At 71.4% G+C, this 15,666-nt stretch carries 15 protein-coding genes; 12 read left to right on the top strand and 3 right to left on the bottom strand.

Annotation, left to right across the window (positions count from 1 at the left end; translation table 11 throughout):
• The first annotated feature begins 33 nt into the window (after positions 1-33).
• Positions 34-636 (top strand): hypothetical protein, encoded by a 603-nt coding sequence (locus GPA04_RS03175; RefSeq protein ID WP_156222220.1) that lies wholly within the window; start codon positions 34-36, stop codon positions 634-636.
• 442 nt (positions 637-1,078) lie between these two features.
• On the opposite strand, the gene GPA04_RS03180 is transcribed toward GPA04_RS03175, so the two are convergent.
• Positions 1,079-1,642, bottom strand: coding sequence for a dihydrofolate reductase family protein (locus GPA04_RS03180; protein WP_156222222.1), 564 nt, complete (start codon positions 1,640-1,642; stop codon positions 1,079-1,081).
• Between the two features lie 187 nt (positions 1,643-1,829).
• Here GPA04_RS03180 and GPA04_RS03185 point away from each other — a divergent pair, with 187 nt between their 5' ends.
• Positions 1,830-2,729, top strand: coding sequence for a PfkB family carbohydrate kinase (locus tag GPA04_RS03185; protein ID WP_156222224.1), 900 nt, complete (start codon positions 1,830-1,832; stop codon positions 2,727-2,729).
• A gap of 37 nt (positions 2,730-2,766) precedes the next feature.
• Here the strand turns inward: GPA04_RS03185 and GPA04_RS03190 are convergent, their stop codons facing one another.
• Entirely contained in the window at positions 2,767-3,780 is a 1,014-nt protein-coding gene (locus GPA04_RS03190; protein ID WP_156222225.1) for an acyltransferase family protein, read from the bottom strand.
• A gap of 127 nt (positions 3,781-3,907) precedes the next feature.
• On the opposite strand from GPA04_RS03190, the gene GPA04_RS03195 reads away from it, so the two are divergent.
• From GPA04_RS03195 to GPA04_RS03240, 10 genes are all read left to right on the top strand, one after another.
• Entirely contained in the window at positions 3,908-5,077 is a 1,170-nt protein-coding gene (locus tag GPA04_RS03195) for a PIG-L deacetylase family protein (protein ID WP_162458502.1), read from the top strand.
• Entirely contained in the window at positions 5,074-6,090 is a 1,017-nt protein-coding gene (locus GPA04_RS03200; protein WP_156222229.1) for an ATP-grasp domain-containing protein, read from the top strand. The genes GPA04_RS03195 and GPA04_RS03200 overlap by 4 nt, the downstream gene beginning before the upstream one ends.
• Positions 6,087-6,797, top strand: coding sequence for a PHP domain-containing protein (locus GPA04_RS03205; RefSeq protein WP_156222231.1), 711 nt, complete (start codon positions 6,087-6,089; stop codon positions 6,795-6,797). The genes GPA04_RS03200 and GPA04_RS03205 overlap by 4 nt, the downstream gene beginning before the upstream one ends.
• Positions 6,794-8,296, top strand: a complete 1,503-nt coding sequence (locus GPA04_RS03210; protein WP_241680554.1) for a glycosyltransferase family 2 protein — start codon at positions 6,794-6,796, stop codon at positions 8,294-8,296. The genes GPA04_RS03205 and GPA04_RS03210 overlap by 4 nt, the downstream gene beginning before the upstream one ends.
• Positions 8,293-8,442, top strand: coding sequence for a hypothetical protein (locus GPA04_RS03215; RefSeq protein ID WP_156222233.1), 150 nt, complete (start codon positions 8,293-8,295; stop codon positions 8,440-8,442). The genes GPA04_RS03210 and GPA04_RS03215 overlap by 4 nt, the downstream gene beginning before the upstream one ends.
• Positions 8,443-8,459: 17 nt before the next feature.
• Positions 8,460-9,929 (top strand): hypothetical protein, encoded by a 1,470-nt coding sequence (locus GPA04_RS03220; RefSeq protein WP_156222235.1) that lies wholly within the window; start codon positions 8,460-8,462, stop codon positions 9,927-9,929.
• A gap of 53 nt (positions 9,930-9,982) precedes the next feature.
• Positions 9,983-10,678: a hypothetical protein gene (locus GPA04_RS03225; protein WP_156222237.1), complete on the top strand. Its 696-nt coding sequence runs from the start codon at positions 9,983-9,985 to the stop codon at positions 10,676-10,678.
• 59 nt (positions 10,679-10,737) lie between these two features.
• Complete coding sequence (locus tag GPA04_RS03230) at positions 10,738-11,721, top strand: aldo/keto reductase (protein ID WP_206674089.1); 984 nt, start codon at positions 10,738-10,740, stop codon at positions 11,719-11,721.
• 124 nt (positions 11,722-11,845) lie between these two features.
• On the top strand, positions 11,846-13,108 hold the full coding sequence (locus GPA04_RS03235; protein WP_156222242.1) for an FAD-dependent oxidoreductase: 1,263 nt from the start codon (positions 11,846-11,848) through the stop codon (positions 13,106-13,108).
• Between the two features lie 45 nt (positions 13,109-13,153).
• The gene (locus GPA04_RS03240) at positions 13,154-14,374 is read left to right on the top strand and encodes an AI-2E family transporter (RefSeq protein WP_156222244.1); all 1,221 of its coding nucleotides are present in this window, start codon (positions 13,154-13,156) and stop codon (positions 14,372-14,374) included.
• 6 nt (positions 14,375-14,380) lie between these two features.
• On the opposite strand, the gene GPA04_RS03245 is transcribed toward GPA04_RS03240, so the two are convergent.
• On the bottom strand, positions 14,381-15,556 hold the full coding sequence (locus tag GPA04_RS03245; protein WP_156222245.1) for a benzoate/H(+) symporter BenE family transporter: 1,176 nt from the start codon (positions 15,554-15,556) through the stop codon (positions 14,381-14,383).
• Positions 15,557-15,666: the final 110 nt, after the last annotated feature.

Below are 15,666 nucleotides of genomic sequence, written 5' to 3' on the forward strand. Positions count from 1 at the left end.
CCACCGCGCCGCCTGACAGTCTAGGTTGAGCTCATGAGGAGTGTGCGTGGCTCGGGGTTCACATGGCGCGCGATCGTGCCCGCCTTGACCGCTGGCATCGTTTCGGCGAATCGCCGCGACAGTCAGCCTGAGCGCTGGTCGTCTCCTGTTGCTTCTGTCGCGCCAGGCCGTCGCCGTGATGAAGGTAGTCACTCTCGCCAGCGACACCGCTTTCCCACGGCTGCGCTCGTCATGGCGATATTCGGGATCGCCATGATGTCTTCGTGTGCTTTCCCCAGCCACGACCTCACTGTTGATGTGTTCTCTGGCCGAGACAATCCGACCGTCGAAGTCGAGCGATCGACGTGGGACGATCTGGAGGAACTGGCGTCCAGCAACGAAACTACGCCGATCAGCAGCCAAGAGTCGTCACTCCTCGTTCCGGCGCTCGGTTTTCGTGGATACACCGCCGAGATCACCCTCGACGCTGACACCCATTCCTCTATACGACTGAGCCGCGATGTGTTGGTGGTTGAAACCAACGACACCTTTCACCAACTCACAGGGATTCACGTGTCGGAACTCTTCGAAACCGTGACCGCTGAGATCGATGATCAGGTGAGTGACGACGTGCTCGAGGCAATCCGGGAGTCGTAGACCGATCGGTCCGAGGTGACTGCAAACCGACGTCAGTCGACGATCACACAGGCCGAAGGACTCATATGGCGGTCGGCGGCCTGCTGCCGTCGCTATCGGGGTTTGCCTCGACGCGACCGAGGCCACCAAGGACTCCCGTCCACCTCAGGCATCCGCGCCGACCAGCGTCTGGAGAGTGACCTCGACAAGCGCCTCGGCCAGGCTCGCGAGCGAGCCCTAGCCGGAACGCCGATAATGGACATTATGTCATTCCAGCTGCGAGAACCGCTCCCCGCTGGGCGTTGCCTACTCCCCGGGATCTGACGAGCATCCCAGCCTTCACCGACGGTTCCGCCCGCGGAGCACGCAAGCCAGTCCCGCGCGACAGTCGCTCTCGAGCCGGCGGTCTTCGCCGTCGTGCAGGACCTCGGTACACGACCGCGCTGATCGACCCTGCGGGCTCTCAGCGCCTGGTCTCGTACCTGGTCAGCAGGACCCCGCCGGGAAACGCCCGGGTCTCGACCAGCGTCAGGTTCACCCAGCTGTCCAGAGCCGTGAAGAACGGCAGGCCCCGACCCACCAGAACCGGATGCGTGACGACGACGTACTCATCGATCAGCCCGGCCCGCATCGCCGCTGCCGCGAGCGTGGCGCCGCCGATGTCCATGGCGCCGCCGTCGCCGGTCTTGAGCCGGCGGATCTCGGTGACGGCGTCCTCGGCGATCGAACGGGTGTTCCAGTCGGTCGTGCTGACCGTCGACGAGAACAGCACCTTCGGCATGTCCCGCCAGCGGCGAGAGAACTGGATGTGCGCCGGCGTCGCTCCAGGGTGCCGGTCGGCGGTCGGCCAGTGCGCGCTCATGCCCTCCCACAACCTGCGCCCGTACAGCGCGAGGCTCGTCTCCCCCACCCGCTCGGACCACCAGTCGAACAGCTCGTCACTCGACACGCCCCAGGTGAGGTCGCCACCGGGCGCGGCGACGTAGCCGTCCAGGCTGGCGCTCATGGCGTAGGTCAGTCTCCGCATGGTTCAGTCTCCGTGATGTCGCTTCCGGGTGGCGCACCATGGTGGCGCCCCTCCCCCAGGTGACGAGCGCGGACCGGGGAAATCGACAGGGTGCGACATCGGCGCCGCGGCTGCGGCTGTGCCACGCTGCTGTGATGACGCGCGCACAGGGACAACCGACGGTCCGCCGCTGGCGGGGCGACGCGCGATGACCGCCGTCCTGGTGGCCGGTGCCATCGCGCGCGACCTCGTGCTGCACGTCGCCGACCTCCCTGACGACGGCGGCTCGGCTGACGTGCTGTCCCGTACCGAGGTCCTGGGCGGCAAGGGCGCGAACCAGGCCGTCGGTCTGCGGCAGCTCGGCGCGGGCCGGGTCGTCCTGCTCGGCGTCACGGGCGCCGACCGGGTCGGCGAGGAGATGCTCGCCGCTGCTGCCCGCGACGGCATCGACGTCGGTCCGGTGGCGCGCCGCGGGACCACCGCGCTGCTGGTCGATGTGGTGGCCGACGGCGGGAGCCGTCGCCTCCTCGAAGACGTACCCGAGGAGTCGCTGCTGACGACGGACGACGTGCGACACCAGGTGACCCAGGGACTTCTCGACGACGTCGACGCCATCTGCCTGCAGCTGCAGCAGCCGGCCGAGTCGATGGTCGAGCTGGGCCTGGCCGGGCATGCGCGTGACGCGTTGTTGGTCGCGGACGGAGCCACGCCCGAGCGATACCGGGACGATCTGCTGGACCTGGTCGACGTCGTCCGCGCTGATGCCCGGGAGGCGTCCTCCTGGACGGACGGCGAGGTGGACGGTCTCGACTCGGCGCGCGCGGCGGCCCGGCAGATGCTTGCTTGGCGGCCGCGGCTGGTCGCGCTGGCGCTGCCGGACGGCGGGGACCTGGTGGCCTGGGAGGGCGGTGACGAGGTGCTCCCCTGGCCCGACGTCGACGTCGTCGACCCGACGGGTGGTGGTGACGCCTTCGTCGCAGGCCTGGTCACCGCTCTCCGGGCGGGGCAGAGCCCGCGCCAGGCGGGCCGGCTCGCCTCCCGCGCCGCCGCATCGACCGTGCAACGTCTGGGTGGACGGCCCGACCTGGAGGCGATCCGGGTGGGGTGAGCGCCGCGGCACGCACCCCACCGCGGCCGCGGGTCCGTCAGGTCGGCAGATCCGCGCGCGCGTCACGGCGCTGCAGCCGCGGCCTGTCCCAGAGCCAGGTGAGACCGCGTGCCAGCCGGTGCACCGCCAGCGAGACCAGCACCGCGAGCACCGTCAGCAGCACGGGCAGGGCGAGGTTGAACACCCGCCACGCGGCCACCTGGGCAGCGACGGGAGCGAGAAGCAGGCACACGCCCAGGATCACGTAGAAGTGCAGGAGGTAGACCCCGAGCGTGCGCCGGCCCAGCGCCCGGAGCCAGTCCAGCGCGGCGACACGGCTCAGCGTGACCGCGAGGGCACACCCGCCCAGCACGGCCAACGCCGCCAGCGTGAGCCGAACGAACGGTGCACCGATCACGCCGTGCGCGGCGACCAGCGCCGCGGCGCCCCCGTAGAGCCCGAGCGCCAGGAGCGGGTGCCACCACCGCACCCGCGGCGCGAGCGCGCACACGCCAGGCCCGAGGTGCACCGCGACCAGGAACCACACGAAGCCCCGACCCATGCGGTCGACCGCACCGTTGGCGGCGTCGAGCAGGCCGACGTCGAACGCCACCGCGAGCAGGGCGGCGAGGCTGATCTGGACCGCCACCGGAAGCCGGCGCAGACCCCAGGCCGCCAGCAGGTACAGCGCCAGTGCGTACACGTACCAGGTGTTCTGGTTCGGTGAGACGAGCATGAGGAGGAGCTCTTCCGGCCGCTGGCTCACCCTGCTGGTGCCCAGCGGCGGCGCCGCGTAGAAGACCGCGAACCAGAGCACGCTCCAGAGGACGAACAGCCACAGCAGTCGCGCCACCCGGGTCCGCCACAGCTCGCGCAGCGATCGCCGCAGCACCGGCGCCGCGAACAACCCCGAGGTGAAGAAGAACAACGGCATCCGGAACGTGTCGAGCAGCGCCGCGAAGCCTCGCCAGTCCTGCACCAGCCCGAGGTTGGCCGGGAACACGACGGCGTGGAACCCCACCACGAGGACGATCGCGATCCCCTTCGCGACGTCGACCCAGTCCTCCCGCACGTCGGCAGCATGCCAGCCCCTGCTGGCGCGCCGCGCCTCACTCGGCGTGCCGCCTCTCTACGGTGGCTTTGCGATGGCTATAGGGTCTCAAGAAGACAGTCTTTCCACCTGTCGTCGGGGGATCTACGTGAGCGGTGAGCAACAAGCGGTGTGGCTCGGTGACGAGCGCGACGTGCGGGTCGACGAATCCGTCGTGCAGCAGCTCCTCGACCCACCCCGACGCCGGGTGCTGCTGCTGGGCGACCTGACCTCCGACATCGCACCCGTCCTCGAGGACCTCGGCTGCGATCACGTGCAGACCGCACCGGAGACCGTGGTCGAGACCGCCCTCGCCATGGGCGCCATCAATGCCGCACTCGTCGACCCGGCGCTCCTGGCGACCGATCGCACCATGCACGCCGTCGCCGACCTTCGCGCCCTGTACCCGCAGATGCGCGTGCTCCTGGCCGGAGCCCCGCACGAGCTGCCCGCGGAGCTGCTCGTGCAAGCGATCCGCGGCGGCCTTCACGACATCATCGACCCCACCGACCGCGAAGGCCTGCGGGGTGCGCTCCAGACGTGCCTGCTGCGTTCCGAGCAGGAGGCGGAGCGGGTGCTGGCGATCGGAGCCCATCCGGACGACGTCGAGATCGGGTCCGCGGGAGCTCTCCTCGAGCACCGGCGCAGAGGCGACCACGTCGCGGTGCTCACCCTCAGCCGCGGTGACGTCGGGGGCGACCGGAACGCGCGCGTGGGCGAGTCGGTGACCGCGGCCACCCAGATCGGGGCGCGACTGCTGCTGGCCGATCTGCCCGACACCCAGATCGACCAGGGGATCGACACCATCCGCCTCATCGAAGCCGTGGTCGGCGCGCTGAAGCCGACCGTGGTCTACGTGCACTCACGGCACGACAACCATCAGGACCACCGAGCCGTCAACACCGCGACGATGAGCGCCACCCGATCGGTGGCGCAGGTCTTCGCCTATCAGTCGCCGTCGGCGACGAACGAGTTCTCCCCCACACGGTTCGTGCCCATCGATGCCGTGGTCACGCGCAAGGTCGACGTCCTGTCGAGCTTCGCCAGCCAGAGCGAGCGCACCTATCTCGAACCCGAGCTCATCGTGGCGGGTGCCCGCTACTGGGCGCGGCACCTGGCCCCGCTCGCGAGGTACGCGGAACCGTTCGAGGTGATCCGCAGCTTCATCCCCCGCCGTGCCGCCCTGAGTGCTCCCGCCCAGACCGTGCTGAGCTCGCCGGGGCCCGTGGCGCCCATGGCCCTGAGCGCCTCGCATGCGTTCGCGGGAGAGTCCGCATGAGCCACGCCTCGCAGCCCTGCGTGCTGATCACCGGTGCCGGCGGCGCGGCCGCTGTCACCCTGATCACCTCGCTGGCGCCCAGCTACCGGGTGATCGCCGGCGACATCGACCCGTTGGCGGCCGGTCTCTACCTCGTGCCGGCGGCGCAGCGCGTCCTGCTCCCCCTCGGCGACGACCCCGCGTTCGCCGATGTCCTGCTGGAGGTCGCACGTCGGTGCCACGCCGACCTGGTGATCCCCACCGTCGACGTCGAGCTGCCGGTGGTGGCCGCGAAGGTCGGCGACTTCGAGAGGGCCGGCGTCGCCGTCCTCGTCGAGTCCTCGCAGACGCTCGAACGCTGCCAGGACAAGCTGACCCTCGTCGGTCTCTGCCAGGGGTCGGTGCGCGTCCCCCGCACGGTCCTGCTGGAGCGGACGACCAGCGTCGACGAGCTCGAGCGCCTGGGTCTGCCCTTCATCGTCAAGCCGCGGCTCGGTGCCGGCGGGCGGGGCTTCGCCGTCATCTCCTCGAGCGAGGACCTGCACGGCGTCCCCAGGGACGGCACCATGCTCGCGCAGGAGCACCTTCCCGGGGAGGAGTTCTCGATCGACGTGCTCGCGCGGCCTGACGGGCACGTCGTCGCCGCGGTGCCCCGACGACGGGACAAGGTCGACTCCGGGATCGCCGTCGCCGGTCGCACGGTGCGCGACCCCGAGCTGGAGGACTTCGGACGCTCGGTCGCTCGTCTCATCGGTGCGACCGGCGTGGTCAACGTCCAGGCCCGGCGCGCCGTCGACGGCACACCGGCGCTGCTGGAGGTCAACGCCCGCTTCCCGGGCACGATGGCACTGACGCAGGCGGCTGGTGTGGACATGCCCGTCCTCGCCGCCCGCGCTGCGCTGGGGCACCCCCTCCCCGACCACCTCGACTTCGAGGAGGTGGCCGTCGTGCGGCACCTCGCCGACGTCACGGTTCCCCTCGCCGAGTACACGACGGTGCGTGACGGACGCACGCACCCCGGGCTCGACGCATGATCCTGGACCGGACCGCCGACTGGCACACCCACTCCAGCCTCACCGACGGCGCCGACACGTGGGAGGACATGGCGGCAGCGGCATCCATGGCCGGCCTGCACACCCTCGGAGCCTCCGATCACGTCCGGCGCGAGACCAGCTGGCTCCCCGAGTACGTCGCCCAGATCCGTGCCCTGGACCGACGCGTCGACCTGCGGGTGATGTGCGGCGTCGAGGCCAAGATCCTGGATTCCTCCGGCCGCCTCGACATCCCTGCGGCAGCTCCGCCCCTCGACTACGTGCTGGTGGCCGACCACCAGTTCCCGGCAGCCGACGGACCGCAGCACCCGAGCGCCGTGAGGGCGCGGATCGAGGCCGACCCGGCGACGGCGCGCGACGTCGTCGACACGTTGGTCACCGCCATCTGCAAGGCGGTCGCCCTCTCCCCGGCGCCCGCTGTCGTCGCCCACCTGTTCAGCATCGTGCCGAAGGTGGGCCTCGGTGAGGACGCCATCAGCGACGAGCACGTGCACGCGCTGGCGGCTGCCTGCGTGGCCGCCGGTGCGGCCGTCGAGATCAACGAGAAGTGGCGTTGCCCGGGTGCGGCCGTGGTGCAGGGCCTCGTCGATCGCGGTGTGCGCATCGTGGCAGGCAGCGACGCCCACCGAGCGGGCGACGTCGGTCGCTGGGTCTATCTCGACGAGCTGGAGTCGAGGATCCTGCCGTGAGTGCGACGCTGCCGACCGGACCGCTCGGCTGGGTCCTCAGCATCATCGTCCTGCTCGGCGCCGTCCCCATGCTGGTCTCCGCCAGCGGTCACGTCATGGCCGGTCTCCACCGTGTCCGGGACAACTACGGGCGCGCCGACAGCGCCTACCAGCCGCGGGTCGCCGTCATCATCCCCGCGTGGAACGAGGGCGCCGTCCTCGAGCACTCGATCGACCGGATGATGGCGCTGGACTATCCCAGCGAGCGGCTGCGCCTGGTCGTCGTCGACGACGCCAGCACCGACGACACCCCGCTGATCGCCCAGGAGGCTGCGCGGCGCTATCCCGGACGCGTGGTGCACCTGCGCCGTGAGCAGGGCGGGCAGGGGAAGGCACACACCCTCAACCACGGGCTGGCGCACGTGCTCGCCGACGACTGGGCCGAAGCCGTTCTCATCACCGACGCCGACGTGGTCTTCACGCCGACGGCGATCGGCCGCATGGGTCGCCACCTGGCGGACCCGGGCGTGGGAGCGGTGATGGGCTTCATCCGCGAGGCGAGCGAGCCCGCGCACTGGGTCGGTCGGTACATCGGCTTCGAGTACGCGACAGCCCAGCTCGCGATGCGACGGGCGCAGAACGTCGCCGGCGTGCAGGGCTGCCTCGCCGGGGGCGCCCAGATGCTGAGCCGCGCCAACCTCGAAGCGATCGGCGGCCGCATCGACACCACCACGCTCGCCGAGGACACGGTGACGACGATGCAGACCCAGCTGGGCGGGCGCCGGGTCGTGTTCGACCCCAACGCCGAGTGCTGGGCCGAGGAGCCCGCGAGCCTGGTGGCGCTGTGGAAGCAGCGGCTGCGGTGGGCACGCGGGAACCTTCAGGTGACCCGACGCTTCCGCTCGGTCTTCTTCCGCCCCTCGAGCGACCACCACCTGGGGAACTGGTGGTTCGGGACGATGTGGTTCAGCACGCTGTACCTGCCCGCCTTCATGATCCTGGCGTCGGTGGCGCTGGTGCTGCTCTGGTTCGTCGACCAGGGTCCGGCCCTCCTCGCGTTCGAGCTCTACTGGGGCCTGAGCGCGCTGCTGTTCATCTTCGGGAACACGTTCGTGCTGCTGCTCGACCGTCGGGTCGCCTACCAGAGCTGGCTGGCCGCGCTGACGTTCCCTGGCCTGGTGAACCTCCTCGTGCTCGCGGTCGTGCTCGCTCCTCGTCCCATGGACGCTCTCGCCGGCGAGGTGATGCCGGTGCTGGGGATCACGTGGGACGACCGTGCCCGCGCGGTCGCCGTGCTGCTGGCGTACGTGTGGACCGGCGCGGCGATGCTCGCCGGCTGGCTGGTGTACCGAGCCGATAGGATCTCGTGGCTGCGTCCGGTCGTACCCGCGCTGGTGCTGGTCGTCGGATTCGGACCCGTCCTGTGCGCTGTCAGCATCGCCGCCTACGTCGCCGAGGCGCGCGGCGCCGCCTCGACCTGGGACAAGACCGAGAAGACGGGAAAGGTGCGCACCTCATGAGCGGTACCCCTGCCCACCACGGGCGCCAGCACCTCGACCTCCTCACGCACGACCGGCGTCGGGAGCAGTCGGTGCTGTGGCGGCTCGTGCTGGCCGGCGTCGTGACCACCGCCGTCGCGGTCGCTCGAGCGTGGTGGTGGGTGTGATGGGCGGACGAGCCTCGATGATCGCGCTGACCGTGCTCATGGCCGGGACCATGGTCGCCATGGCCACCCGGCCGGCCGCGGCGGACCCGGGAGATGCGGCGTCGGGCGCGCCGGCGGTGTCCGAGACGTGGGACTGGGTGCTGGGCCAGCTCGCCACCGGCACCCCGGTGACCAGCACCTCGACGGTCGAGCCCGACCAGGCCTACCCTCCGGCGTGGACCGGACCCGTGAGCGGATCGGTCACGCTCTCCGGACTTCCCACCCCGCCCGCCCTTCAGGACCTCCAGATCGAGGCGTTGGTGGTCACCGACCGCGCCTACTCGATCGCGGTCGCACCCGTCGAGGCCGACGGCGCCTTCACCTTTCCCTGGAGCCACCCCGGTACCAAGGTCTTCCGTCTCGTCGACCAGGCCACCGGCGACGTGCTGGCCGAGCACGCCCCGAGCCACGGTCTGGTGCGCTCCTACGACGTGCCGGAGGGGCACCACCTGCACGGCCGCGCCTTCTCCTACGACCAGGCGCTCACCTTGGTGACGGCTCTCTCGCTCGGCGAGCTCGCGGTGGCCGACCGGCTCGCCGCGGGCCTGCTCAGCCTGCAGACCGACGGCGGTCCGCAGGACGGCGGGTTCGTCACCTCGGCAGCCGCGCTGTATCCCGAAGGTGCGGTGCCCGAGTACCGGACCGGCAACCATGCCCTCGCCACCTACGCCTTGCTGCGGTACCTGCGCGACGGGTCGCCCGATGCCGCAGCGCGGGCACAGGCGCTGGACGGGGCCGAGCGCGGCCTGGACTGGCTCCTCGCCCGGCAGGCCGTGGACGGTCCGCTCGCGGGGCTGGTCCGCGGCGGCTACGGCTGGTACGCCAACGGTGGTTTCGACCCCAGCTATCAGCTTCCGTGGGCCTCGACCGAGCACAACGTCGACGCGTGGCACACCTTGCGCCTTGCCGAGGAGGTGCTCGGGCACGCCGGCGCGGCCGGTGCCGTGCCGGTGCTGCACGACGCCATCCTCGAACGGCTGTGGAGCAGCGAGGAGGGCCGGTTCTGGCAGGGCCGCTCCCCCGACGGTCCCGACCCCGGCCACGCGCTGGACGTCAGCTCCTGGGGTGCGATCTTCCTGCAGGCCGCCGGGCACCAGGCGCAGGCGGCTCAGGCGATGGCGAACATCGGGTGGTACGCCTCCACCCACGCCGGGGCCAGCGGCTTCGCCCCGGTGCCGTTCCCGGCGGAGCCCATCGTCTGGGTCGAGGGCACCGCAGGTGTCGCGCTCGCCCAGCTGCGCCTGGGCCAGGACCCGGCACCGACGCTCGCCGCGCTCGCGCCTGCGGCGACCGACGGCGTCTACCCGGGCGCCACGCGCGACGACGAGTGGTTGTCGATGACGTCCGCGCCCGCCGTCGGCGGGGCGACCTGGGTGCTGCTGGTCCGGCAGGCCATCGCAGGACTGCCATCGATCTGGGATCTCAGCGACGACGAAGGAAGAGCATGACCTGGAGCCAACCGCGGGGTTACCGCCTGCCCGGGACGGTCAGCCTGCCCCTCATGAGCATGGCGCTCGAGCGCTACGCCTGGCCGACATGGCGAACCGAGGCGGTGCGGACGCTGGCGGCGGTCGCCGACACCCTCCTCCAGGGTCGCGACGACCAGGAGGCCGTGCTGCGGCGCCTCTCGCACGGGCAGCTCGGCCTCGAGGACCTCGTGGTGAGCCGCGCTCAGGGTGGCGGCATCCTGCTGCGCGCCGCGGAGTTCCTGGACGTCGCCCATGTCTTCATCCACCGTGCCTCGGCGGTGCCGCTGCCGAGCACGCTCGACCTGCGCTGCACCGCCCGCTTCATGGACGACCCCGGTGATCGGGACAGCCGCTGGATCTATGTGCTGCTCAGCACCGAGCGCTCCAGCATGGAGATCATGTTCGGGGGTCTGCGCGACGTGGAGAGCTATCCGGTGCCCGCGCCCGCCGACGTGACCGACGACCCGGAGGCGGCCGAGCGCGCGGAGATCTGGGCACGGGTGCTGCAGCGGTACAAGTCGTTCTCACCCCCGTCGATCCTCGCCCCCGACCTGCACCTGACGCTGGACCTGATCGAGGCCCTGGGCGCCGGAGACCGCGACGACGGGCTCAGCTCCTACAGCAGGGTCACGATCGCCGAGGTCGTCGCCGAGGTGGCGCTGCGGCAGGGTGACAAGGCGCCGGACGACCTGCGTGCGCAGCTCGTGGCGCCCCAGACCTCGGACTGACGCAGCTGGGGTTCTGCCCCGGCACCACCCGAGCCTTCGGCTGCACCAGAATGAGACCCATGGAACAGCGACCTCTCCCCCGCCTCGGCCGTCAGATCTCCGTCGTCGGCCTCGGTACCTGGCAGCTCGGCGCCGACTGGGGCGAGGTCTCGCAGAACGACGCGCACGCGGTGCTCGCCGCCGCGGTCCAGGCGGGCGTGACCTTCTTCGACACCGCCGACGTCTACGGCGACGGCCGCAGCGAGCAGATCATCGGGACCTTCCTGCGTGACCATCCCGGGCTCGAGGTGCTCGTCGCCACCAAGATGGGCCGGCGCGTGCCTCTCGACCCCCACCTCTACACGCTCGAGAACTTCCGCGCCTGGACCGACCGCTCCCGCACCAACCTCGGGGTCGACCGCCTCGACCTCGTCCAGCTGCACTGCCCGCCCCCGGCCGTCTACTCCTCCGACGCCGTCTACGACGCCCTCGACACCCTCGTCGACGAGCAGCGCGTCGCCGGCTACGGCGTCAGCGTCGAGACCTGTGAGGAGGCCCTGACGGCGATCTCGCGGCCTGGGACCGCGAGCGTCCAGATCATCCTCAACCCCTTCCGGCTGAAGCCGCTCGAGCAGGTGCTCCCCGCCGCGGCAGCAGCCGGCGTCGGCACCATCGCTCGCGTCCCCCTCGCCAGCGGGCTCCTCACGGGCCGCTACTCCGCCGAGACGAGATTCGCCGAGAACGACCACCGCACCTACAACCGCAACGGCGAGGCCTTCGACCAGGGTGAGACCTTCTCGGGCGTCGACTTCGCCACCGGCGTCGCCGCCGCCGCCGCGTTCGCCGAGCTCGCACCCGCCGGTGCGACACCCGCTCAGACCGCGTTGCGGTGGATCATCCAGCAGCCGGGTCTGACCTCCGTCATCCCCGGCGCCCGCAACCCGGAGCAGGCGCGAGCCAACGCTGCGGCCGCCGCACTCCCCCCGCTCACCGACGAGACGCTCGACGCCGTGCGCGACCTGTACGACAGCCGCATCCGAGCACAGGTCCACCACCGCTGGTAGCGGGTCCACGCCCGGGTCGCTCGGCCACGACAGCCGTCGTCCGAGCGGTATCGTTCTCCAGGGCTGTGGCTCGGGGGGTGCCCCGTCGTGCCGCCCTCGGACAAGGTCGGCGGAAGGGTGCGGGTTGCAGGTCGCGATCGTCGGTGCCGGGATCGGCGGGCTCGTCCTCGCTCATGGACTGCGCAGGCGAGGGATCGATGCGGTGGTCCTCGAGCGCGACACCGACCTGCGGCGCACGGTCGGTCACGGCATGCACCTCACGGATGCCGCGATGACGGCGCTCCAGGAGACGATGCCCGCCGACTGGATCCGCCGGCTCCATGCACTGGCGCAGGACTCCGGGCGCGGCGCGGGGTACGCCGTGCGGGACCACCGCGGCCGGTTGCTCGCCGAGGACCTGCCGCTCGACTCCCCCACCGGTGTGGCGACCGACCGCCTCACGCTGCGACTGCTGCTCACCGCCGGTCTGGGCGAGAGCCTGCGCCTCGGCGCGCAGGTCGTGGGGTACGAGCACCGCCCGGGCGGGCGCGTGGCGGCGCTGATGCACGACGGGAACGACAGGGAGGTTGACGTCCTCGTGGCAGCCGACGGCGTCGGCTCCTCCATCGCACGCGGCCTCGCCGCCCGTGCCACCTCGAGCCCGACGGCGCTGGTCGGCGTCGCGGGCCGCACGCAGATCCGCAACCTCGGCCCCGAGGCACGCGCCCGGTTCAGCACGGGCGCGACGATCGTGCTCGGTCCCGGTGGCTACGGTCTGCACGGCGGCCAGCACCGGCCGCTGGACCAGGACGTCGTCGCCACCTTCACCGATCGGCCGCTCCACGCCGAACCGATGTACGTGTGGGGCGCGGTGATGCTGGACTGGGTGCAGACCGCAGCGCTCGCCGACGCGAGCGGGAACGCGCTGCAGGAGGCGCTGGCTGCGCAGCTGCGCGACCGTGCATGGACTCCCGGGCTGGTGGCGATGGTCGAGGCCGCCGATGCCGACAGCCTCACCTCGTTCCGCTTCTACGCCGCACCGAGCTATGCCGCGGGGATCGCGCCGTGGGCACCCGGTGTGGTCACCGCCCTCGGCGACGCCGTGCACGCCATGCCGCCCACCGGCGGCCAAGGTGCGAGCACCGCCATCCGGGACGCCCACGTGCTCGTCGGCGAGCTCGCGGACGCCGCGGCGGGCCGCTCCAGCATCGTGGCGGCCGTGGACCGGTACGAGCAGCAGATGCGCGAGTACGCATCGCAGGTCGTCGCCACGTTCCGGCGGCCCTCGACCTGGACCGTGGCCGCACAGCGCGGCGGACGATGGCTGCCCTCGCCGCGTGAGACCAGCCTGGCGTCCGCTGCTGTCACCTGGGCGCAGCGGGCCAGGCCCGAACCCCTCTCGGTCTAGCGCGCCGCCACCGCCCACACGTTCTCCGCCTGGCAGGCTGTGCCCATGGCCCGAGCCCCACGTCAGAAGGCGACCCCCCGCGCGGGTCGCGTCGAACCTACCGAGACCGTCGCGCTCTCCCCGAGGTCGGTCTGGCGCGCAGGCTGGGTGGTCGTCGGCATCGTCGCGTGCGTGTTCGCCATCGTGTTCATGGTGGACCGCGGCGGCGGCACGATCTTCACCCTGATCATCTCGATGTTCCTCGCCGTCGCGATGGAGCCCGCCGTGCGGCTCCTGACCCGGTGGATGAAGCGCCCGCTCGCGACGGCGGTGGTGATGCTGGGCGTGCTGCTCGCCTTCGCCGGGTTCATCGCCGCCTTCGGCGGCTTGCTCGTCGGCGAGATCCAGAACCTCGTCCGGTCGGCCCCCGGTGCCATCGAGGCCGCCGTCGCCTGGGCGAACACCACCTTCGGCACCGACTACAGCACGACCAACCTCCTGGACCAGCTCGACCTCACCCCGGAGCGGATCGCCGGCTACGCCACCCAGTTCTCCGGTGGCGTCTTCGCCGTGATCGGCACCATCTTCGGGGGTGTCTTCAACGCGTTCGCGGTGCTGCTGTTCACCTCCTACATCTCCGGTGCCATGCCGGCGCTGCGCAACTGGGTGGCCGGGCTCTTCACGCCGGGTCGGCAGTCGGTGGTGCTCACGGTCTGGGAGGTCTTCGTGACCAAGGTCGGTGGCTACGTCACCGCGCGCATCATCCTCGCGGTGTGCTCGGCCACCGCGCACACGATCTTCATGGTGATCATCGACATGCCCTACTGGCTCGCGCTGGGCCTGTGGATCGGCGTGATCTCGCAGTTCGTCCCCACCATCGGTACCTACATCGCCGTGGTGCTGCCGGTCGCGGTGGGCCTGACCAGCGAGCAGCCGCTCGACGGCGTCCTCATCCTCGCGTTCGCGATCGGTTACCAGCAGGTGGAGAACCTGCTGCTCGATCCCCGCGTCAGCTCGCGGGCGGTCAACGTGCACCCCGGTGTCTCGTTCGCCTCGGTGCTGCTCGGTGCCCAGCTCTTCGGGGTGGCGGGTGGTCTTCTCGCGGTTCCCGTGGCAGCCACGCTCAGCACGGTCTTCGAGCTCTACAAGCGGCGGTACGAGATCTCCCCCGACGCCGAGGAGTCCGCTCGCGCGGCTACCGTCAAGAACGAGGACGACGACGAGGACGACGAGCACGAGCCGGACCCCGACCCCGAGGACGCCAGGACCGGCTCCGCAGCCGGCTGATCGGCCTCAGCCCCGGGCACGCCACCTGAACGCGACCGTGAGCAGGCAGCCGGCCACCAGGGCCCAGAACGCCGAACCGACCCCTGCCACCGTCAAGCCGGATGTCGCCACGACCAGCGTCACGACTGCCGGCACCCGCAGACCGGCGTCGGCCACGCTCTGCTGCAGCGCTCCGACCAGGCTGCTGAGCAGTCCGACCGCCGCGACCGCCCCGAACAGACCCACCGGTGCGGCGTCCGCGAGCACCACCACCACTCCCCCGGCCAGGCCGAGCACCAGGTACCCGATGCCGGTCGTCACGGCAGCGACCCAGCGGCGCGACGGGTCCGGCCCGGCCTCCGGTCCTGCTGCCAGGGCTGCGGAGATCGCCGCGAGATTGATGGCGTGGCCGCCGAACGGGGCCCCGACCACGGTCGCGACACCCGTGTAGCCCAGCGACGCACGCCACGGCACCTCGTAGCCGAGGCTCGCCATCACGGTCACGCCCGGGATGTTCTGGCTCGTCATCGTCACCAGGTACAGCGGGATCGAGATCGCGACGACGGACGCCCACGACAGCTGTGGCGTCACCCACTCCAGGCGCGGCACCGCAGAGACCCACGCCACGCCGTCGAGCGCCCCCGAGGCGGCCACGACCACCAGCGCCGCACCGAGCGCGCCGGGAACCGCCCAGCGCGGCGCCAGCCGCGCGAGCAGGGCCCAGGCCACGAGCACCACCCCGATCGCGACCGGGCTCGTCACGAGGTCACGGAACGGCGCCAGGCACAACGGGAGCAGCACTCCGGCGAGCATCGCGCTGGCGACCGGGGCCGGCACCAGCCGCACCAGTCGCGACAGCGCCGGCACCAGACCGGTCACGGCCAGCAGCAGACCGGTGACGAGAAATGCGCCGACCGCCTCCGCGAACCCGCCCTCCGGTGCGGCCGCCGTCGCCAGCAGCGCCGCACCGGGCGTGGACCACGCGATGGTGACCGGCAGTCGCGACCAGAGCGCGATCAGCACACAGCCCAGGCCCATCGTCACCGACAGCGCGAGCAGCCCGGACGCCGCCTGCCCCGGGCTCGCCCCGACCGCTCGGAGTCCAGCCAGCACCACCACGAACGAGGAGGTGAAACCCACGACGGCGGTGACCACCCCGGCGAGCACCGCCGCGGACCGCGGCTCGCGAGCTGGCGTGATCATCGACGTGACTCTAGGGCTCCTCGACGCCCCGGGCGACGCACCGCAACGGATCTGTTAGATGCGAATGGTTCTCATGTGCATTACGGTGTGGTCGTCCGACACCTTCAGGA

The sequence above is a fragment of the Pseudactinotalea suaedae genome (genome assembly GCF_009733815.1).
Classification (GTDB): domain Bacteria; phylum Actinomycetota; class Actinomycetes; order Actinomycetales; family Beutenbergiaceae; genus Pseudactinotalea; species Pseudactinotalea suaedae.